General features: G+C 72.7%; 1 protein-coding gene. It reads left to right on the forward strand.

From position 1 onward, the window contains the following. The first annotated feature begins 19 nt into the window (after nt 1-19). Nucleotides 20-23857 (forward strand): non-ribosomal peptide synthase/polyketide synthase, encoded by a 23838-nt coding sequence (locus tag OG953_RS05685; protein ID WP_405682848.1) that lies wholly within the window; start codon nt 20-22, stop codon nt 23855-23857. The last annotated feature ends 4 nt before the right edge of the window (nt 23858-23861 follow it).

Raw genomic sequence — 23861 nt, forward strand, 5'->3', positions numbered from 1 at the left:
CACTTTCGGAGGTACCCCCATGTCCCGTCGCGACGGCGATGCCCTTCCCTTGACGGCGGCCCAGCGTGAGATCTGGCTCGCCGAGCAGCGCGCGCGGACAGCGCTCGCCGCCTACCGCATCGGCGACTATCTTGAGGTCCACGGCCCGGTCGACGCGGAGCTCTTCGAGACCGCGCTGCGCCGGGTGGTCGACGAGATCGACGCGCTGCACGTGAGTTTCGTCGACGACGGGCAGGAGCCGCTGCAGGTCGTCCGCGGGGCATGGGACTGGGAACCCCATCTGCTCGACCTGAGCTCGGAGCCCGACCCACGAGTGGCGGCTCTCGCGTGGATGGCCCGGGACCGGATGCGTCCGCTGGACCTCTCACGCGATCCGCTCTTCAGCTTCGCGCTGATCAGCCTCTCGCCGGCACACCACCTCCTGTACCAGAACTACCACCACCTGGTGATGGACGGATTCGGCCTCTCCCTCGTCCGGCGGCGGTTCACGCGGATGTACACGGCGCTGGCCGCGGGCGGCCCCATCTCGCCGTCGCCGTTCCGTTCGTTGGAAGAGCTGATCCGCAGTGACGCCGGCTACCGCGCCTCGGAGCAGTTCGTCTCCGATCAGTCGTACTGGACGGAGCGGCTCGCCGACCGGCCGGAGCCCACTCAGCTCACCGGCTGGGCTCCGCGTGGCGGGAGCGGTTCGCACACCGCCGTGGAACCGGCTGTGCTCCACGTGGACGCGCTGCGAGCGGGGGCAGCACAGGCCGAAGTCCACTGGTCCCGTCCGCTGATCGCGGCGGCGGCTCTCTACGCACACCGGCTCACCGGGGACCGGGACGTGCTGATCGGCCTTCCCGTCACCGGGCGCGAGGGAGCCGAACGCGCTCTGCTGTCCACGCCCGGCACGATGGCGAACGTGGTGCCCCTGCGCCTGCCGATGCGACCGGACATGCGGTGGCACGACCTCGTCGCCGAGGTGGCACGGGAGGCCGACGCGGCCCTCGCGCACCAGCGCTACCGCAGCGAGGACCTGTTCCGGGACCTCGACGTTCCCCGTGCCACCGGGGCGGCGTTCCCCCTCGTCGTCAACATCCTGGTCTTCGACGCCGCGCCGAGCTTCGCCGGGCATCCCGCCACGCTGCGCTACCTGCTCCCGGAGCCGACCACCGGGCTGTCCCTCTGGGTCACGGGCTGTCGGGGAGACAGTGAGCTCCGGGTCGAACTCCAGGGCGCGCCCGAGACCTGGAGCGGGGACGAACTCGCCGTCCATCAACGGCGGCTGATCGCGCTGATGGACACCGTCGCGGGCTGCGCCCCGCAGGAGCCGGTCGGCCGGATCGGCCTGCTCGCCGCGGACGACGAACGGGAGCTGCTGGCGCTGGGCGCCGGTCCGGTGACCCGCGCCGCCGCCGCGAGCCTGCCGGAGGTGTTCCGGGCGCAGGTGCGGGCGACGCCGGACGCCGTCGCGGTGGTGGGGCCGGACGCGTCGCTGACGTATGCGGAGCTGGACGCACGGGCGAACCGGCTGGCGCATGCCCTGATCGCCCGTGGGGCGGGGCCGGAGCGGCTGGTCGCGGTGGCCCTGCCGCGCTCGGCGGAACTGGTGGCGGCGATGCTCGCGGTGCTCAAGGCCGGGGCCGCCTACGTCCCGGTCGACCCGGATTACCCTGCCGCCCGGATCGAGTACATGCTGGACGACGCGCGGCCGGTCCTGGTGGTGACCGACGCCCGTGCCCGGGAGCGGCTGCCCGAGGCCGGTCCCGCCGAGTGGCTGGTGGTCGACGAACCGGAGACGGCCGCGATGGTGGCGGCTTGCCCGGCAGCGGACCCGGAATCGGCCGTCGATCCGGAGCATCCGGCGTACGTCATCTACACCTCCGGTTCCACCGGGCGGCCCAAGGGCGTGGTGTCGACGCACGGCGGCCTGCTCAACCTGTTCGCCGACCAGCAGCAGACATTGCGCCTGCTCATGGATCGGCGGCGGCTGAGGGTGGCCCTGACCACGTCGGTTTCGTTCGACGCGGCCTGGAACCAGCTGCTCAGCCTGTTCGCGGGCCACGAGCTGCATGTCCTGGACCAGGCGACCTGGACCGACCCGGACGCCTTCGTCGACTACGCCAGGCGCCGCCGACTCGACTTCGTCGAGGCCACCCCGTCGTACCTCCGAGTTCTGGTCGCTCAGGGGATGCTGGACGATCCGCAGTGGCGTCCCGCGATGGTCGCGGCGGGCGGCGAGGCCGTCCCGGAGCAGTTGTGGGAGCGGCTGCTCTCGGCCGACGGGGTGTCCTGCCTGAACTTCTACGGTCCGACCGAGTGCACGGTGAATTCCGTCGTCGCGCCGCTGGAGTCGAGCCGGCGTCCGGTGATCGGCCGGCCGGTCGGCAACACCCGGCTGTACGTGCTGGACGGCGCGTTGCAGCCGATGCCCAGGGATGTGGCGGGTGAGCTGTACATCGCCGGCGCGGGCCTGGCACGGGGCTACCTGAACCGGCCGGGTCAGACCGCCGAGCGTTTCGTGGCCGACCCGTTCGGGCCGGCCGGCTCGCTGATGTACCGCACCGGCGACCTGGTGCGGTGGGGCCCGGACGGGAACCTGGAGTTCCTCGGCCGTACCGACGACCAGGTCAAGGTCCGGGGCTTCCGGATCGAGCTCGGCGAGATCGAGGCCGTGCTCGTCGAGCACCCGCAGGTCGCGCAGGCCGCCGTTTCGATGCGTACCGAAGAGCACACCCGGCTGGTCGCCTACGTCGTGCCGGTATCCGGTGCCACGGTGGCCGTTCCCGAGCTGCGCGAGCACCTGCGCGAGCGGCTGCCGGAGTACATGGTGCCGACCGCATTCGTGATGCTGGACGCGCTGCCGCTGACGCCGAACCGGAAGCTCGACCGACGAGCTCTTCCGGCCCCCGAGCAGGCCGCGGCTGCCCCGGGCCGCGCTCCGCGCACCGCGACCGAACACCTGTTGGCCGGGCTGTTCGCCGAGGTGCTCGCAGTGGCCGAGGTCGGGCCGGACGACAGCTTCTTCGACCTCGGCGGGCATTCGCTGCTGGCCACCCGGCTGGTCGCCAGGGCGCGGTCGGCGCTGGGCGTGGAGCTGAGGCTGAGCGACCTGTTCGACGCGCCGACGGTGGCGGAACTGGCGGCGGCGGTGGACAGCGCGGACCGGGCACGGCCGGCGCTGAAGCGGCGCGAGCGGCCCGAGGCGGTCCCGCTGTCCTTCGCGCAGCGCCGGTTGTGGTTCCTGCACCGCATGGAGGGCCCGGGCGCCACGTACAACATCCCGCTGGCGCTGCGGCTGTCCGGCAACCTCGACCAGCGGGCCATGGAAGCCGCTCTGGCGGACGTGGTCGAGCGCCACGAGAGCCTGCGCACCGTCTTCCCGGTGGTCGACGGCGTGCCGTGCCAGCGGGTGCTGGACCTCGACGAGGCACGGCCGCGACTGCGGGTGACCGAGGTCGGCGAGGGCGACCTGCCGGATCGGCTGGCGGAGGCGGCACGGCACGGCTTCGAGCTCTCCGAGGAGCCGCCGCTGCACGCCGAACTGTTTCAGCTGGGAGCCGACGAGCACGTGCTGCTGGTGGTGGTGCATCACATCGCCGGCGACGGCTGGTCGATGGGGCCGCTCTCGCGGGACCTGACGACCGCCTACGCGGCCCGTTCCGAAGGGGCGAAGCCGGAGTGGTCTGCGCTGCCGGTCCAGTACGCCGACTACACCCTCTGGCAGCGGGAGCTGCTCGGTGACGAATCCGCCCCGGACAGCCTGCTGAGCGGTCAACTGGTCCACTGGAGGGAGCAGCTGGCGGATCTGCCCGAGCAGATCGAGCTGCCGTTCGACCGGCCCAGGCCGGCGGTGATGTCCCACCGGGGCGCTCACCTGCCGGTGCGGATCGACGCCGAACTGCACCAGGGCCTGCGCGCGCTCGCCCGTGATGGCGGGGCCAGCCTCTTCATGGTGCTCCAGGCCGGGCTGGCCGCCCTGCTGAGCAAGCTCGGCGCGGGCACCGACGTCCCGATCGGCACGCCGATCGCCGGACGCACCGACGAGGCCGTGGACGACCTGGTCGGCTTCTTCGTCAACACCCTGGTGCTGCGTACCGACCTCTCCGGTGACCCGTCGTTCACCGACCTGCTGGGCCGGGTGCGCGCCGACGCGCTGGCCGCGTACGCGCATCAGGACGTGCCGTTCGAGCACCTCGTGGAGGCGCTCAACCCGACCCGGTCGCTGGCTCATCACCCGCTGTTCCAGACCATGCTCGCGTTGCAGAACGCGCCGCTCGGCACGTTCGCCCTGCCGCGGCTGCGAGTGGCGACCGACCTGGTCCACACCGGGACGGCCAAGTGCGACCTGACGTTCATGCTGACCGAACAGCCCGGCGCGCACGGGCTGTCGGGCCTGGTGGAGTACAGCACCGACCTGTTCGACGCGGCCACCGTCGAGGGGATCGTCGATCGGTGGCTGCGGCTGCTCCGCGCCGTGGTCGCCGACCCCGGCCGGCGGATCGGCCAGGTGGACGTGCTGTCCGCCGACGAGCTCCGCGCGCTGCTGCCGGCCGTCGGCGGCCGGAGCGGGGAGTTGCCGGAAAACAGCATCACGGCGCTCTTCGAGCGGCAGGTACGGGCGAACCCGGCGGCGGTCGCCGTGGTGAGCGGCGACGTCACGCTGACGTACGGCGAGTTGAACGCCCGGGCCAACCGGCTTGCGCACCACCTGATCGCCCGGGGCGTGGGGCCGGAGCAACTGGTGGCCGTGGCCCTGCCGCGCTCGGCCGAGCTGGTGGTGGCGGTCCTCGCGGTCCTCAAGGCGGGAGCGGCCTACGTTCCGGTGGACCCGCAGTATCCTGCCGCCCGGATCGCCTACCTTCTTCGGGACGCCCGGCCGTCGCTGCTCGTGACGACGGGCCGGACCGGCGAACTGCCGGGTACGGACCCGGTGGACCGGCTCCTGCTGGACGCCGCCGACCTGGGTGGGCTGCCGGACACCGACCCGGAGGTCCCCCTCGATCCAGGCCACCCCGCCTACGTCATCTACACCTCCGGGTCCACGGGCGACCCCAAGGGCGTCGTGGTGCCGCACCGGAACGTGGTGCGGCTGTTCGGCACCACCCAGGAGCTGTTCGGCTTCTCCGCGCAGGACGTCTGGACCCTCTTCCACTCCTACGCCTTCGACTTCTCGGTGTGGGAGCTGTGGGGCCCGCTGCTGTACGGCGGCCGTGTGGTGGTCGTGGACCACGAGACCAGCCGCTCGCCCCACCGGTTCCTGGAGCTCCTCGCCCGTGAGCGGGTGACGGTGCTCAACCAGACGCCGTCCGCCTTCTACCAGCTGATGCAGGCGGACGAGGAGGCACCGGAGACCGGCCGTTCGCTCGCCCTGCGCACCGTGGTGTTCGGCGGCGAGGCGCTGGAGCACGCCCGGCTGTCGAGCTGGTACGAGCGACACCCGGACGACGCGCCGCTGCTGGTCAACATGTACGGCATCACCGAGACCACCGTGCACGTGACCTACGCCGCGCTCGACCGGTCCGGCACCCTCGCCGGCCAGATCGGCACGGCCGTCCCGGACCTGCGCACGTACGTGCTGGACGCCCACCTGCGGCCGGTTCCCCCGGGCGTGCCCGGGGAGCTGTACGTCGCGGGCGCCGGGTTGGCGCGCGGCTACCTGAACCGGCCCGGTCTGACCGCCGGGCGCTTCGTGGCCGACCCGTTCGGGCCGGCCGGTGCGCGCATGTACCGCAGCGGCGACGTCGTGCGCCGGGGCGCGGACGGCAGCCTGCGGTTCGTGGGCCGGGCCGACGACCAGGTGAAGGTCCGCGGCTTCCGGATCGAACTCGGCGAGATCGAGGCGGTGCTCGCCGCGCACCCCGGCGTCGCCCAGGTCGCCGTCCTGGCGCGGCATGACCGGGCCGACGACACCCGGCTGGTCGCGTACCTGGTGCCCGCCCAGGGTGCCGCCCCACGCTCGGCCGAACTGCGCGAGCACCTGCGGGAGCAGCTGCCGGAGTACATGGTGCCGGCCGCGTTCGTCACCCTGGAAAGCCTGCCGCTGACCGCCAACGGCAAGCTGGACCGACGTGCGTTGCCCGCCCCCGACCTCGCTCCGACGAACACCGGCCGCCCGCCGCGTACGCCGCAGGAGCAGATCCTGTGCGAGTTGTTCGCCGAGGTCCTCGGGGTGGCCGAGGCCGGTGTCGAGGACAGCTTCTTCGACCTGGGCGGGCACTCGCTGCTGGCGACCCGCCTGGCCGCCCGGGTCCGCGCGACCCTGGGCGTGGAGCTGGAGCTGCGCACCCTGTTCGAGACCCCGACCCCGGCCGGCGTGGCCTCCGCCCTGGTGGGTGCCCGCCGGGCGCAGTCGGCGCTGGCGCCCCACCTGCGTCCCGAGCTGATCCCGCTGTCGTTCGCGCAGCGTCGGCTCTGGTTCCTGCACCAGCTGGAGGGCACCGGCGCGAACTACCACATCTCCCTGGCATGGCGGCTGTCCGGACACCTGGACCGGCGGGCCCTTCGAGCCGCCCTGGCGGACGTGGCGGCCCGGCACGAGAGTCTGCGCACCGTCTTCCCGGTGGTGGACGGCGTGCCGTACCAGCAGGTGCTGGATGTCCTGGCGGCCCGCCCGCGGCTGGACGTGAGCGGGACCACCGAGGCCGGGCTGCCGGACGCGCTGGCGACCGCGAAGGCTCGTCCGTTCGATCTGGCGGTCGATCTGCCGCTGCGCGTCGAGCTGTTGGAGCTGGCGCCGGACGAGCACGTGCTCCAGGTGGTGCTCCACCACATCGCGGGTGACGGCTGGTCGCTGGGCCCGCTCGCGCAGGATCTGACCGCCGCCTACGCGGCGCGCTGCCGCGGCGAGGAGCCGGCGTGGGCGGAGCTGCCGGTCCAGTACGCCGACTACGCCCTGTGGCAGCACGAGCTGCTCGGTGACGCCACCGACCAGGAGAGCCTGTTCGCCCGCCAGGCGGCCTACTGGACCAGGCAGCTGGCCGATCTGCCGGAGCAGCTCCGGCTGCCCGGCGACCGGCCCCGCCCGGCGGTCGCCTCGCACCGGGGCGGCTTCGTGCGCGCCGGGCTGGACGCCGAGCTGCACCGCGGTCTGCGCGAGCTGGCCCGCGTTCACGGGACCAGTCTGTTCATGGTGCTTCAGGCAGGGCTGGCGGCGCTGCTGAGCAAGCTCGGCGCGGGCGACGACATCCCGGTCGGCAGCCCGATCGCCGGCCGGACGGACCAGGCGCTCGACGAGCTGGTCGGCTACTTCGTCAACACCCTGGTGTTCCGTACGGACACCTCGGGCGATCCGACGTTCGCCGAGCTGCTGGGCCGGGTGCGGGACACCGCGCTGGCCGGGTACGCCAACCAGGACCTGCCGTTCGAGTACCTGGTCGAAGCCCTCAACCCGGTGCGGTCGCTGGCGCACCACCCGCTGTTCCAGGTCATGCTGGTGCTGCAGAACGCACCCCGGGCCGACTTCGCCCCGCCAGGGCTGCGCGTCGACGAGGTGGAGCTGACCACGGCCACGTCCAAGTTCGACCTGGTCTTCTCGCTGTCCGAGCGGCATGCCGGGGACGGCTCCCCGGACGGAATCGACGCGTTCGTCCAGTTCGCGAGCGATCTGTACGATCCGGCCACCGTCGATACGATGGTCGCGCGCTGGGTGCGGCTGCTGAGGGCAGCCGTCGCCGACCCGCAGCGGCGGCTCGGCCGCGTCGATCTGCTGTCCGTCGAGGAGCGCTGCGAGCTGCTGCCCGCGGTGGAGGCCGGGGCTGCGGTCACCGCGAGCCTGCCGGAGATGTTCGCGGCGCAGGTGGCGGCGGCACCCGAGGCCCTCGCACTGGCCTGCGACGGCGTGGAGTTGACGTACCGCCAGCTCGATGCGCGGGCGAACCGGTTCGCGCATGCGCTGATCGCTCGGGGTGTGGGTCCGGAGCAGATCGTGGCGGTGGCACTGCCGCGGTCGGTGGAGTTCGTGGTGGCCGTCCTGGGCATCCTGAAGACGGGAGCCGCCTATCTGCCGGTTGATCCGGCGTATCCGGAGTCGCGGATCGCGTTCATGCTGATGGACGCGCGGCCGACCGTGGTGGTCGACGACCCGGCGATGGTGGCCGACGTGGCCGAGCGCCCGGACACCGATCCCGCCGTTGCGGTGGACGCCCGACACTCGGCGTACGTGATCTACACGTCCGGCTCGACCGGACGGCCCAAGGGCGTCGTGGTGAGCCACGCGGGCCTGCGGGGAATGGTCGCCGAGCAGGTCGAGCGGCTCGGCATCGACGCGGCCGGCCGGGTGCTCCAGTTCTCCTCGCCCAGCTTCGACGTCTCGCTGTGGGACCTGTGCGGCGCCCTGCTCACCGGTGCCGCCCTGGTGCCGGCGCCCGCGGACGAGCCTGTCGCCGCGCTGACCGACCCGAGCCTCGCTCTCACCCATGCGACGGTACCGCCGTCCGTGCTGGCGGCGCTGTCGCCGGACGCGGTGACCGTGCCGACGCTGGCGGTCGCGGGTGAGGCCTGCCCGCCGGAACTGGTGGCGCGCTGGGCGCCTGGGCGCCGGATGATCAACGCGTACGGTCCGACCGAGACGACGGTCATCGCGACGATGAGCGAGCCGCTGTCGCCGGGGACGGGCGTGCCGCCGATCGGCCGTGCCGTCGCCGGGTTCCGGACGTACGTGCTGGACCAGCGGCTGGACCTGGTGCCGCCCGGTGTGACCGGGGAGCTGTACGTCGCCGGCCCGGGTCTCGCGCGCGGCTACCTGAACCGGCCCGAGCTCTCCGCCGGGCGGTTCGTGGCCTGCCCGTTCGGCGCGGCAGGTGAGCGCATGTACCGCACCGGGGACCTGGTGCGCCGACGCGCTGACAGCCAGTTGGAGTACCTCGGCCGTGCCGACGACCAGGTGAAGGTGCGCGGCTTCCGGATCGAACTCGGCGAGATCGAGACGGCGCTGGCCGAACACCCGCAGGTCGGTCAGGTCGCGGTGATCGCCCGGAAGGGCCAGGCGGAGGACACCCGCCTGGTCGCCTACCTGGTGCCCGCCACCGGCGCCGAGCTTCAGCCGGAGGAACTGCGCACCCACCTCCGCGAGTCGCTGCCGGACTACATGGTGCCCGCCGCGTTCGTCGCCCTCGACACCCTGCCGTTGACCGCCAACGGCAAGCTCGACCGGCGCGCCCTGCCCGAGCCCGAGTTCACCGGATCGCGGGTCGGCAGGGCACCGCGCACCCCGCAGGAGCAGGTGCTGGCCGGGCTGTTCGCCGAGGTGCTGGGCCTGACGCAGGTCGGCGTCGACGACAACTTCTTCGACCTGGGTGGACACTCCCTGCTGGCCACCCGGCTGGTGGCCCGGGTCCGGGCGACCCTGGGCGTCGAGCTGGCGCTGCACACCCTGTTCCGGACCCCGACGGTGGCCGGGCTGGCCGCCGTCATGGGCGACGCCGACCGGGCCAGGCTCGCCCTGAGCCGGGCGGACCGGCCGGAGCTCGTACCGCTCTCGTCCGCGCAGCGGCGGTTGTGGTTCCTGCACCAGCTGGAGGGCGCCGGACCGGTCTACAACATGCCGCTTGCGTGGCGGCTCTCCGGACCACTGGACCGGGTGGCCCTGGAGAAGGCGCTCGCCGACGTCATCGACCGTCACGAGAGCCTACGGACGGTCTTCCCGACGACGGACGGCGTACCGTTCCAGAAGGTGCTGAGCCCCGGGGCGGTGCGGCCGAAGCTGCGGGCCACCCCGGCCGACGAGACTCACCTGCCGGAGCTGCTGGTGACGGCCGCGGCGCGCGGATTCGATCTCGCCTCCGAACCACCGCTGCGAGCCGACCTGTTCGAGGCGGCGCCGGACGAACACGTGCTGCTGGTGGTGGTCCATCACATCGCCGGTGACGGCTGGTCACTGGGCCCGTTGTCGACCGACCTGGCCACCGCGTACGCGGCGCGCTGCCGGGGCGAGGAACCGCAGTGGGCGTCGCTGCCCGTTCAGTACGCCGACTACACCCTGTGGCAGCACCGGCTGCTCGGTGACGCGGCCGACCAGGACAGCCTGTTCACCCGTCAGACGGCCTACTGGACACGGACGCTGGCGGACCTGCCGGAGCAGATCCGTCTCCCTGCCGACCGCCACCGTCCCTCCGCCCCCTCCTATTCCGGCGGCCACCTCGCCGTCGAGGTGGACGCCGAACTGCACGCCGGGCTGCTCCGCTTGGGCCGGGAGCACGGGGCCAGCGCATACATGGTGTTGCAGGCCGCACTGGCGGCGCTGCTGGACAAGCTCGGCGCGGGCACGGACATCCCTGTAGGCAGTCTGATCGCGGGAAGGACCGACCAGGCTCTGGACGACCTCGTCGGGTTCTTCGTCAACACCCTGGTGCTGCGGACCGACACCTCGGGCGACCCGACGTTCGCCGAGTTGCTGGGCAGAGTCCGGGAGAACGCGCTGGCCGCGTACGCGCACCAGGACCTGCCGTTCGAGCACCTCGTCGAGGCCCTCAACCCGGCCCGGTCGCTCGCGCGCCAGCCCCTGTTCCAGGTGCTGCTCGCGCTGCAGAACGTGCCCCGCACCGAGTTCTCCCTGCCCGGCCTGAGCGCCGAGACCGTACTGGTGCGGACGCCCACGGCGATGTTCGACCTCTCCATCCACCTGCTGGAGCGCGGCGGCACCGGCGGGCCGGCCGAGGGCATCATCGGACGAGTCGAGTACAGCACCGACCTGTTCGACCGCGCCACGGTGGAGGCGTTGGTCGCCCGGTGGCTGGGCCTGCTGGCATCGGTGGTCGCCGAGCCGGAGCGGCCGCTGAGCCGGATCGACGTGCTCACCGCCGAGGAGCGACACGAGTTGCTGGTCGTGCGCAACGACACCGCGTGCCCGGCTCCCCTCACCGGCCTGCCATCCCTGTTCGAGGCCCAGGTCCGGGCGACCCCGGACGCCCCGGCGGTGGTGTTCGAGGACACCGCACTGACCTATCGGGAGCTGAACCGCAGGGCCAACCGCCTGGCGCACGCGCTGATCGCGCGTGGGGTGGGACCGGAGCAGGTCGTCGCCCTGCGACTGCCGCGCTCCACCGAGCTGGTGGTCGCCGTCCTCGCGGTCCTCAAGACGGGTGCGGCGTACCTGCCGGTCGACCCGGACTACCCGGCCGCCCGCATCGCGTACATGCTTCAGGACGCGCGACCGGCCGTGGTGCTCGACGACCTCGCGGCCGTCACACCGGTCGAGGAGCAGCCGGAGCACGATCCGGCCGTCGCCGTGGACGCGCGGCACCCGGCCTACGTCATCTACACCTCGGGCTCCACCGGCCGGCCCAAGGCCGTGGTGATGCCCGCAGCCGGGCTGCTGAACCTGCTGGCCTGGCACCACCGGGCTGTCGGTGGCGAACCCGGCACGCGCACCGCGCAGTTCACCGCGATCAGCTTCGACGTCTCGGTGCAGGAGATGCTGTCCGCGCTGCTGTACGGCAAGACCCTCGTGGTGCCGACCGAGGAGCAGCGCCGCAGCGCCGAGCTGTTCGCCCGGTGGCTGGACCGGCAGGGGGTCGAGGAGCTGTTCGCGCCCAATCTGGTGGTCGAGGCGCTGGCCGAGGCCGCCGAGGAGGCCGAGCTCGAGCTGCCGAACCTGCGGCTGATCGCGCAGGCCGGCGAGGCGATGCGGCTGGGCGGTGCGGTACACCGCTTCCAGGCCCGGCGGCCGGGGCGGGTGCTGCACAACCACTACGGCCCCGCCGAAACCCACGTGATCACCGCCTACCCGCTGCCGGCCGACCCCTCCGACTGCCCGCTCCCGGTGCCGATCGGCCGTCCGATCGCGAACTGCCAGGTGTACGTGCTGGATACGGCACTGCGGCCGGTCGCCCCGGGCGTGCCGGGCGAGCTGTACCTCGCCGGTGCGGGACTCGCCCGCGGCTACCTGAACCGGCCCGGGCTCACCGCCACGCGGTTCGTCGCCAACCCGTACGGTCCGGCCGGCGCGCGGATGTACCGCACCGGTGACCTGGTTCGCTGGCGCGCCGACGGCGAGCTGGAGTTCGGGGGCCGGGTTGACCACCAGGTGAAGGTCCGCGGGTTCAGGATCGAGCCGGGCGAGATCGAGGCCGAGCTGGCCGCGCATCCGGGTGTCGCCCAGGTCGCGGTGCTCGCCCGGGTGGACCGGCCGACCGAGACCCGGATCGTCGCGTACGTGGTGCCCACGGCCGAGACCGGGGCCACGGCTGCGACGCTGGCGGCGTACCTGCGCGACCGCGTGCCGGACTACCTGGTGCCGTCGGCGTTCGTGCTGCTGGACGCGCTGCCGCTGACGGCGAACGGGAAGCTGAACCGTGCGGCGCTGCCCGCGCCCGAGCCGGATACCGCCGGGAGCAGCCGCGCGCCGCGCACGCCGCAGGAGCAGATCCTGTGCGAGTTGTTCGCCGAGGTGCTGGGCGCACCCCAGGTGGGGGTGGACGACGACTTCTTCGACCTGGGCGGTCACTCCCTGCTCGCCACCCGGCTGGTCTCGCGGGTCCGGGCGACCCTCGGCGTCGAGCTGGAACTGCGCAGCCTGTTCCGGACGCCGACGCCCGCCGGCCTCGCGGCCGGGCTGCACGACGCCGGCACCGCGCGGCGGGCCCTGGTTCCCCAGCCCCGCCGCGAGCCCATGCCGCTGTCGTTCGCACAGCGCCGGCTCTGGTTCCTCCAGCAGTTCGGGACGCCGAGCGCCACCTACCACATGCCGCTCGCCCTGCGGCTGTCCGGCGACCTCGACCGGGCTGCGCTGAAGGCCGCGCTCGCCGACGTGGTGACCCGGCACGAGACCCTGCGCACGATCTTCCCGCACACCTCCGGGGTTCCGCACCAGCGGGTGCTGGACGCCGCCGAGGTCACTGTCCCGCTGGCGGTGCGCGCGGTCGGCGAGGCGGAGGTTCCGGCCCTGCTGCGCGAGGCGGCGGTGCGGGCGTTCGACCTGACGTCGGAACTGCCGCTGCGGGTCGCGCTGTTCGCGGTCGCGCCGCAGGAGCACGTACTGCTGCTGGTGCTGCACCACATCGCTGGTGACGGCTGGTCCATGGGCCCGCTGGCCCGCGACCTCGCCGCGGCCTATACCGCCCGGCGGGGCGGTGAGGCGCCCGCATGGCCTCCGCTGCCGGTGACGTACGGCGACTACACCCTGTGGCAGCACGAGATCCTCGGTGACGAGCGGGACGCGGACAGTGTGTTCGCGCGTCAGGTCGCCTACTGGACCGAGGCGCTGGCCGGGTTGCCCGACCAGCTGCACCTGCCCGTCGACCGGCCGCGTCCGGCCGCCATGTCGTACCGCGGCGACCTGCTGGACGTGCGGATCGACGCCGAACTGCATGCCGCGCTGCTGGAGTTGGCGCGGCGTACCGGCACCAGTCTGTTCATGGTGTTCCAGGCGGCCCTGGCCGCGCTGTACACGCGGTTGGGCGCGGGAACGGACATCCCGATCGGGAGCCCGATCGCGGGGCGTACGGACGAGGCGCTGGACGATCTGGTCGGGTTCTTCGTGAACACGCTGATGCTGCGCACCGACACGAGCGGCGACCCGACGTTCGCCGAGCTGCTGGGGCGGGTGCGGGAGACGGCACTGTCGGCCTTCGCCCACCAGGACGTGCCCTTCGAACACCTCGTGGAGGTGCTGAACCCGTCCCGGTCACTGTCGCACCACCCCCTGTTCCAGACCGGGCTGGTCGTACAGAACGCGCCGGGCGGTGAGTTCGAGCTGCCCGGCCTGAGGGCTGCCGGGATGGCCGTGTCCACCGGGACCTCCCGGCTCGACCTGACCTTCGGCCTGGCGGAGCAGCACGGGTCCGACGGCACTCCGGCCGGACTGAGCGGTGCGGTGGAGTACAGCGCCGACCTGTTCGACCGCTCGACCGTGAAGGCCCTCTTCGCCCGGTGGACCAAGCTGCTGGCCGCGGTCGCGGCCGCTCCGGACCGGCCGATCGGCGGGATCGATCTGCTGTCCGATGACGAGCGCCGCGAGCTGTTGCCTGCCGCTGAGGGCGGGTCTGCCACCATGAGCCTGCCGGAGATGCTGGCGGCGCAGGTGGAGGCGACGCCGGATGCGATCGCGCTGGTCCGTGGCGAGACCGAGTTGACGTACGGGCAGCTCAATGCCCGGGCGAACCGGTTCGCGCATGCGCTGATCGCTCGGGGCGTGGGCCCGGAGCAGATCGTGGCAGTGGCCTTGCCGCGCTCGCTCGAGTCCGTGGTGGCCGTCCTGGGCGTGCTGAAAGCCGGGGCCGCGTACCTGCCGGTGGATCCCTCGTACCCCCAGTCGCGGATCGCGTTCATGCTGGACGACGCCCGACCGACGGTGGTCATCGACAACCCGGCCATGGTCGCCGACGGAGACTGGCCGGACACCGATCCAAAGATCACGCTCGACGTCCGGCACCCCGCCTACGTGATCTACACCTCCGGCTCGACCGGCCGCCCCAAGGGCGTCGTCGTGAGCCACACCGGTGTGCCGGGCCTGGTGGCGGCACAGGCCGAGCGGCTCGGCGTGGAGCCGGGCAGCCGGGTGCTCCAGCTCGCCTCGCCCAGCTTCGACGCGTCCTTCTGGGACCTGTGCAGTGCCCTGCTCACCGGTGCCGCCCTCGTCCTGGCCCCGGCCGAGGCCCCGCTGGAGGCCCTGACGGACCGCCGGCTCGGCGTCACCCATGTGACGCTGCCGCCCTCGGCCCTGGCGGCGCTGGACGGCGCCGACGTCTCGGCCGCCACCCTGGTGGTGGCGGGTGAAGCGTGTGCGCCGGAGCTGGTGTCCCGGTGGGCGGCCGGACGCCGGTTGATCAACGCGTACGGTCCGACGGAGACGACGGTGTGCGCGACGATGAGCGACCCACTGTCCCCGGGGTCGGGCGTGCCGCCCATCGGCCGACCGGTCGCGGGCTTCCTGGCATACGTACTCGACGAGCGCCTGCGCATCGTGCCGCCGGGTGTGGTGGGAGAGTTGTACGTCACGGGGGCGGGCCTGGCGCGCGGGTACCTGAACCAGCCGGCACTGACGGCCGGACGGTTCGTGGCCTGCCCGTTCGGCACGGACGGCGAGCGCATGTACCGCACCGGCGACCTGGTGCGCCGGCGCGCCGACGGCGACCTGGAGTACGTCGGCCGCGCCGACCAGCAGGTGAAGGTACGCGGCTTCCGCATCGAGCTCGGCGAGATCGAGGCAGCTCTGGCCGAGCACCCCGCCGTCGCCCAGACCGCCGTCCTCGCACAGGACGAGCGGCTCGTCGGCTACGTGGCAGCGCGTCCCGACGCGGTCGTACGTCCGGCGGAGCTGACGGCGTACCTGCGCGACCGCCTGCCCGACTACCTGGTGCCGTCGGCGTTCGTGCTCCTGGATGTGCTGCCGCTGACGCCGAGCGGAAAGCTCAACCGGGCGGCGCTGCCCGCGCCGGAGTCGGTGACCGCGGCGACGGGCCGGGCTCCGCGTACGCCGCAGGAGCAGATCCTGTGCGAGCTGTTCGCCGAGGTGCTGGGCGCGCCCCAGGTGGGGGTCGACGACGACTTCTTCGACCTGGGCGGGCACTCCCTGCTCGCCACCCGGCTGGTCGCACGGATTCGCTCGGTGCTCGATGTGGAGCTGGGGTTGCGCGCGCTCTTCCAGGCGCCCACCGCGGCGGGAGTGGCCAAGGCGTTGGCCGAGGCCGGCCGCGCCCGTCCGGCGCTGACGGCGCACATGCGTCCGGAAGCGGTACCGCTCTCCTTCGCCCAGCGCCGGCTCTGGTTCCTGCACCGCATGGACGGCACCGCCGCGACGTACCACATCCCGCTGGCGCTCCGTCTGACCGGGACGCTCGACGCGGCGGCGCTGGACGAAGCACTCTGCGACGTGGTGGCCCGGCACGAGAGCCTGCGGACGGTGTTCCCGGAAGTCGACGGCGTACCGTGCCAGTGCGTCCTGGCCCCGGAGGCCGCCCGGCCTCGGGCACGGTTCACCGAGGTGTCCGACGCCGAACTACCCAAGCGGCTCGCCGAGTTCGCCCGGCAGCCCTTCGACCTGGCGGCGGAACCACCACTGCGGGCGAAGCTGTTCGCACTCGCGCCGCAGGAGCACGTGCTGCTGCTGGTGATGCACCACATCGCCGGTGACGGCTGGTCCACCGGCCCGCTGGCCCGCGACCTGACCGAGGCATACGCCGCTCGGTGCGAGGGGCGCGCACCGAGCCGGCCGGTCCTGCCGGTGCAATACGCCGACTACACGCTGTGGCAGCGCGACCTGCTCGGCGACGCCGTCGACCCGGCGAGCCGGTTCGCCGAACAACTGGACTACTGGAAACGGCAGTTGTCCGACCTGCCGGAGCTGCTCCAGCTGCCCACCGACCGGGCGCGGCCGGCCGTCGCCCGCTGGCACGGGGGCCAGGTCGGCCTGGAGTTGAGTCCCGAACTGCACGCTGCCTTGGCCCAGTTGGCGCGGCGTACCGGCACCAGTCTGTTCATGGTGCTCCAGGCGGCCCTGGCCGCGCTGTACACGCGGTTGGGCGCGGGAACGGACATCCCGATCGGGAGCCCGATCGCGGGGCGTACGGACGAGGCGCTGGACGATCTGGTCGGGTTCTTCGTGAACACGCTGGTGCTGCGCACCGACACGAGCGGTGACCCGACGTTCGCCGAGTTGCTGGGGCGGGTGCGGGAGACGGCACTGTCGGCCTTCGCCCACCAGGACGTGCCCTTCGAGCACCTCGTGGAGGTGCTGAACCCGTCCCGGTCACTGTCGCACCACCCCCTGTTCCAGACCATCCTGGCCGTGCAGAACGCGCCGATGGGCCGTTTCTCGCTGCCCGGCCTTGACGTCACCACCTACGCGGTGGCCACCGGAACCGCCAAGTTCGACCTCGGTGTGAACCTCGCCGAACAGTTCGGACCGGACGGAAGGCCGGCCGGAATCGTCGGCGCGGTGGAGTACGCAACCGACCTGTTCGACCGGGATACGGTCGCCACGCTCGCCCGGCGCTGGACGCTCCTGCTGGAGGCGGTCACCGCCGACCCGGAGCAGCCGATCGGTTTGATCGACCTCCTCGAATCCGACGAGCGGCACCGGCTGCTGGAGCGCGGCAACGCGACCGCCCGTGAGGTGGGCGCCGTACCGGTGCCGGAGGCCTTCGCTGCGCAGGTGGAGGCGACGCCGGATGCGATCGCGCTGGTCCGTGGCGAGACCGAGTTGACGTACGGGCAGCTCAATGCCCGGGCGAACCGGTTCGCGCATGCGCTGATCGCTCGGGGCGTGGGCCCGGAGCAGATCGTGGCAGTGGCCTTGCCGCGCTCGCTCGAGTCCGTGGTGGCCGTCCTGGGCGTGCTGAAAGCCGGGGCCGCGTACCTGCCGGTGGATCCCTCGTACCCCCAGTCGCGGATCGCGTTCATGCTGGACGACGCCCGACCGACGGTGGTCATCGACAACCCGGCCATGGTCGCCGACGGAGACTGGCCGGACACCGATCCAAAGATCACGCTCGACGTCCGGCACCCCGCCTACGTGATCTACACCTCCGGCTCGACCGGCCGCCCCAAGGGCGTCGTGGTGAGCCACGCCGGTGTGGCGAGTCTGGTCACCGCCCAGATCGAGCGTTTCGCAATCGAACCCGACAGTCGCGTGCTCCAGTTCGCCTCGCCCAGCTTCGACGCTTCGGTGTCGGAGGTCTTCACCGCCCTGCTGCGCGGCGCAGCCCTCGTGCTGCCCCCTGCGGCGGACCCGGTCGCCGCACTGACCGACCCGGACCTCGCGGTCACCCACGTGACCGTGCCCCCGTCCCTCCTGGCCACCGTGGAGCAGGACGCGCTGACCGTGTCGACACTGGTGGTGGCGGGTGAAGCCTGCCCCTCGGAGCTGGTGGAACGCTGGGCACCGGGCCGTCGGATGATCAACGCGTACGGTCCGACGGAGACGACGGTGTGCGCGACGATGAGCGACCCACTGTCCCCGGGGTCGGGCGTGCCGCCGATCGGCCGTCCGATCTCCAACGCCCGGGTGTACGTCCTGGACGAGCGGATGCGGCCGGTGCCGCCGGGAGTGCCAGGCGAGTTGTACGTCGCGGGGGCGGGCTTGGCGCGCGGGTACCTGAACCAGCCGGCGCTGACGGCCGGACGGTTCGTGGCCTGCCCGTTCGGCACGGACGGCGAGCGCATGTACCGCACCGGCGACCTGGTGCGCCGGCGCGCCGACGGCGACCTGGAGTACGTCGGCCGCGCCGACCAGCAGGTGAAGGTACGCGGCTTCCGCATCGAGCTCGGCGAGATCGAGGCGGCCCTGGCCGAGCACCCCGCCGTCGCCCAGGCCGCCGCCGTTGCGCAGGACGACCGGCTCGTCGGCTACGTCGTCCCACGCCAGGAGGCAGACCGCGACGGTCACCTCGAAGCGGACCACGTGGGCGAGTGGCGGGACATCTACGATGCCCTGCGCATCGTTCCCGAGGAAGCCGCCTTCGGCCAGAACTTCGTCGGCTGGAACAGCAGTTACGACGCGAGCCCGATCCCGATCGAGCAAATGCGGGAGTGGCGGAACGCCACCGTGGCACGCATCCTGGCCCTGCGCCCCCGCCGGGTGCTGGAGGTCGGCGTCGGCACCGGCCTGCTCCTCTCGCAGATCGCACCGCACTGCGAGGCGTACTGGGCGACCGACTTCTCCGCCACCGCGATCGACGCGCTGGCCGCCCAAGTGGCTCGGGAGGAACGGCTGGCCGAGCGTGTGGTGTTGCAGACCCGCCCGGCGCACGACACCGACGGGCTGCCGGTCGGGCGGTTCGACACCATCGTGCTGAACTCGGTGGTGCAGTACTTCCCGTCCGCCGACTACCTCGCGGACGTGATCGACCGGCTGATGCGGCTGCTCGCCCCCGGCGGCGCGCTCTTCGTCGGCGACGTCCGCAACCTGCGGCTGCTGTGCCCGCTGGCGACGGCCGTCCAGCTCCACCGGGCCGACGACGGCGCCGATCTGCCCGCAGTGCGCCGTGCCGTCGAGCAGGCCCTTCTGGTGGAGAAGGAACTCCTGGTCGACCCGGACTTCTTCGCCGTCCTGCGCGACCGCGGCACCGTCGGGGCCGTGGCCGTGGAGGTCAAGCGCGGCCGGCACCACAACGAGCTCACTCGCTACCGCTACGACGTCACGCTGCACAAGCAGCCGGCCGGCCCGACGGCTCCAACCCCACCGCAGGAGCTGACGTGGGGCCGAGAGGTCACCGACCTCACGGAAGTGCGCGAGTTGCTCACCCGGCGCGGCACGGAGCCGGTGCGCATCACCGGGGTGCCGAACCGGCGCGTCGCCCGCGAGGCAGCACTGGCCCGGGCGGTGCAGAACGGGGACGGCACGCTCCCCGAACTGCTGGACCGGCTGCACGGCCCGGACAGCGGCAATCTGCCCGACCCGGAGGATTTCCGCGAACTCGGCGACGAACTCGGCCGCCGGGTGGACGTCACCTGGTCAGCCGGCGCGCCCGACGCCCTGGACGTCGTCATCGGCGGCGTACCGGGAGACGCCCCCGTCGAGACCTACCGGCCGCTGCGGCCGTCCGGCACCGCGCTGTCCTCGCTCACCAACCGCCCGACCGGAAGCCGCGCCACGGGCGCCCTCGTCGGCGCACTCCGCGACCGGCTGCGCGACCGGCTGCCCGACTACCTCGTGCCGTCGGCCATCGTCGTCCTGGACGCACTGCCGCTGACCGCCAGCGGCAAGGTCGACCGCCGCGCCCTGCCCGCCCCCGACCTGGGGACGGCCGCGACCGGGCGGGCGCCGCGCACCCCGCAGGAACAAATGCTCGCCGATCTCTTCGCCGACGTGCTCGGGCTGCCCGGGGTCGGTGTCGAGGACAGCTTCTTCGACCTCGGCGGGCATTCCCTGCTGGCGACCCGCCTGGCCTCCCGGGTCCGGGCGGTCTTCGGCGCGGAGCTCGAGGTCCGCACTCTCTTCGAGCACCCGACCGTGGCCGCCCTGGCGGCCCGCCTCGACGGCTCGGTCACGCAGCGGCCCGCGCTGACCGCCCGTCCGCGCCCCGAGCGGATCCCGCTGTCCTTCGCCCAGCAACGCCTGTGGTTCCTGCACCGCATGGACGGGCCGAGCGCCACCTACAACATGCCGCTCGCCCTGCGCCTGGACGGCGAACTGGACCGGGCGGCGCTGCGTGCCGCGCTCGCCGACGTGATCGCCCGGCACGAGAGCCTGCGGACGGTCCTGCGCGAGGCGGACGGCGTGCCGTACCAGCTCGTGCTGAGCGAGGACGAGGCCCGCCCCGAACTGCCGGTCATCGAGCTCGATGACGTACGGCTGGCCGGCCGGCTGACGGAGGGGGCCCAGCGCGGCTTCGACCTGGCCGCCGAGCCGCCGATCCGCGCGGAGCTCTACGCGCTCGCCCCCGACCGGCATGTGCTGCTGCTCGTGGTGCACCACATCGCTGCCGACGGCTGGTCGATGGGCCCGCTCTCCCGCGACCTCGCGACCGCCTACGCCTCCCGCTGCCGGGGCGAGGAACCGCGGTGGTCCCCGCTGCCGGTGCAGTACGCCGACTACACACGGTGGCAACGCGATCTGCTCGGCGACGCCGCCGACCCGAACAGCCTGTTCGCCCGGCAACTCGCCTACTGGAGCGAGGAGCTGACCGGGCTGCCGCAGCGGCTGCAACTGCCCACGGACCGGCCGCGGCCGGCTGTGGCCTCCCAGCGGGGCGGCCGGCTCGCCGTCCGGCTGGACGCCGAACTGCACCAGGCACTGCGGGACCTGGCCACCACGCGCGGCGCCAGCATGTTCATGGTGCTCCAGGCCGGCCTCGCCGCGCTGCTCACCCGGCTCGGCGCCGGCACCGACATCCCGATCGGCAGCCCCATCGCCGGGCGCACCGACCAGGCGCTGGACGACCTCGTCGGGTTCATGGTCAACACCCTGGTGTTGCGCACCGACACGAGCGGCGACCCCGGCTTCGCTGAACTGCTCGGCCGGGTGCGGCAGAAGGCGCTGTCCGCGTACGCCCACCAGGACGTGCCGTTCGAGTACCTGGTCGAGGTGGTCAACCCGGCCCGGTCGCTGTCGCACCACCCGCTGTTCCAGATCATGCTGGCCCTGCAGAACGCGCCGCTGGGCGAGTTCACGCTGCCGGGACTGTCGACCGGCTACCTGGAGGCGCCGACCGGCACCGCGCGGGTCGACCTGACGTTCAGTCTGGCCGAGCAGTACCGACCGGACGGCAGCCTCGACGGCATGGCCGGTGCGGTGGAGTACGCCACCGATCTGTTCGACCCGGCCACCGTGGAGCTGCTGTTCGCCCGCTGGGCGCGGTTGCTGCGCGCGGTGGTCGCCGACCCCGACCGGCCGGTCAGCCGGATCGACATCATGTCCGGCGAGGAACGCCACCGGCTGCTGTCCGAGTTCAACGACACCGCCGTGGAGTTGCCCGAGGCCGCGCTGCCGGAGCTGTTCACCCGTCAGGCACGAGCCACCCCGGATGCGGTGGCCGTCGTGGCGAGCGACACGGAGCTGACGTATCGGGAACTCGACCTGCGGGCCAACCGCCTCGCGCGGGCACTGATCGGCCAGGGCGTGGCGCCGGAGACGCCGGTCGCGGTACTGCTGGAGCGCTCGGCGGATCTGGTCGTGGCGATCCTGGCGATCATCAAGGCGGGCGGCGCCTACGTGCCTCTCGACTCGCGCTTTCCGCAGTCCCGCATCGACCTGATCCTCCAGGAGGCCGGGACCTCGCTGGTCCTCACCGAGGACGTGCTGACCGCGCTGATCCAGGCCGAACCCGACTCCTCCGACCCTGAAGTCCCCTGCCACCCCCAGCAGTTGGCGTACGTGATGTACACCTCCGGCTCAACCGGGCGCCCGAAGGGCGTGGCTGTCACACACCGCGACGTGGTGGCCCACGCCCTGACCCCCTGCTGGCGCGACGGCGGACACGAGCGGGTGCTGCTGCACTCCCCCACCGCATTCGACCTCTCGACGTACGAGCACTGGGTGCCGCTGCTCGGCGGCGGCCGGGTCGTGGTCGCACCGCCCGGGCGGCTCGATCTCGACCTGCTGCACCAGACGGTCAGCGAGCACCAGGTGACCGGACTGTGGCTGACGGCCGGCCTGTTCCGCCTGGTCGCCGAGGAGCGGCCGGGCCTGCTCACAGGGGTCCGCGAGGTGTGGACCGGCGGTGACGTGGTTTCCCCGGCCGCCGTCGCCCGGGTGCTGGCAGCTTGCCCCGGTATCACGGTGGTCAACGGCTACGGGCCCACCGAGGCCACGACCTTGGCCACCTGCCACCCGGTGCACGCCCTCTCCGAGCATGCCGCGACCGTGCCGATCGGCCGGCCGATGGCGAACATGCGCGCCTACGTGCTCGACGCCGGGCTGCGGCCGGTGCCGCCGGGCGTGGTCGGCGAGCTGTACCTCGCGGGGGTGGGCGTGGCCCGGGGCTACGTCGGCCGGCCCGGCCTGACGGTGCAGCGTTTCACCGCCGATCCGTACGGGCCGGCCGGGAGCCGGATGTACCGCACGGGCGACCTGGCGTGGTGGCTGGCCGACGGCACGCTGGAGTTCGCCGGACGGGCCGACCACCAGGTCAAGCTGCGCGGCTTCAGGATCGAGCCCGGCGAGATCGAGGCGGTGCTCGCGAGCTGCCCGGGCGTCGCCCAGGTGGCCGTCGTCATCCGCGAGGACCAGCCGGACGACAAGCGGCTCGTCGCGTACCTGGTGCCCGCTCCCGAGGGTGTCCCCGAGGTGAGCGAGCTGTCCGACCGGCTGCGCCGCGAACTGCCCGAGTACATGGTGCCGTCGGCATACGTCACCCTGGACGTGCTGCCGTTGACCGCCAACGGCAAGCTGGACCGGGCCGCCCTGCCGGCCCCCGACTACGGTGCGCCGGGCGCCGGGCGCGGCCCCCGGACGCCGCAGGAGCAGCTGCTGTGCGACCTCTTCGCCCAGGTCCTCGGCCGGGAACAGGTGCACATCGACGACAGCTTCTTCGACCTGGGCGGACACTCGCTGCTTGCCGCCCGCCTGGTCTCCCGCGTCCGCGAGACCCTCGGCGTCGAGGTGGGCCTGCGCACGCTGTTCGAAGCGCCGACCGTGGCCGGGCTCACGGAATGCCTGGTCATGAACGATCCCGACGACGCGCTGGACGTGCTGCTGCCGCTGCGCACGACGGGGAGCCGGACACCGCTGTTCTGCATCCACCCCGGCGGCGGCATCAGCTGGTCGTACAGCGGGCTCCTGAACCACATCGGTTCCGAGTACCCGGTCTACGCGATCCAGGCGCGCGGCCTCGGCCGCCCCGAACCCCGGCCGGCGTCCTTCGAGGAGATGGCGGCCGACTACGCCAACCAGATCCGCAAGATCCAGCCCGAGGGCCCGTACCTGCTGCTCGGCTGGTCCGCCGGCGGGCTGATCGCCCAGGCGATCGCCTGCGAGCTGCAGGCACGGGGCGAGCGGACCGCGCTGCTGGCGATCCTCGACGCCTACCCGGTGAAGGACGTGGCGTTCGAGGAGGTGCCCGTGCCTACCGAGCGGGACGTTCTCGTCGGTGTGCTCGACTGCAACCTGGACGAGCTGGGCGACCGGCCGCTGACCTACGGCGAGGTCGCCGAGATCCTCCGCGAACGGGGCAGCGCGCTGGCCGGCCTGACGGGGCAGCAGATCGAGGTCGTCGTCCAAATCATGATCAACAACGCCAAGCTGGCGGTCGACTTCGTCCCCGGCAAATTTGACGGAGACCTGCTGCTGTTCAACTCCACGATCGACCGGGGCGAGGACAACGCCGGGCCCGGGACCTGGCGCCCGTACATCACCGGCCGGATCGAATCTCACGAGATCACCACCCGGCACGACCGGATGACCCAAGCCGGCTCGCTGGCCCAGATCGGACCGATCCTGGCCGCCAAGCTCGCCGAGGCCACCGGTGACACCGAAACCCGCAACCAGGAGGACTGATTTC

Source organism: Streptomyces sp. NBC_00057, from assembly GCF_045041165.1.
Lineage (GTDB): Bacteria > Actinomycetota > Actinomycetes > Streptomycetales > Streptomycetaceae > Streptomyces.

Bases quoted from the DNA above. Each gene is read 5' to 3' on its own strand.
- OG953_RS05685 (WP_405682848.1), top strand. From the start codon at position 20: ATGTCCCGTCGCGACGGCGATGCCCTTCCCTTGACGGCGGCCCAGCGT.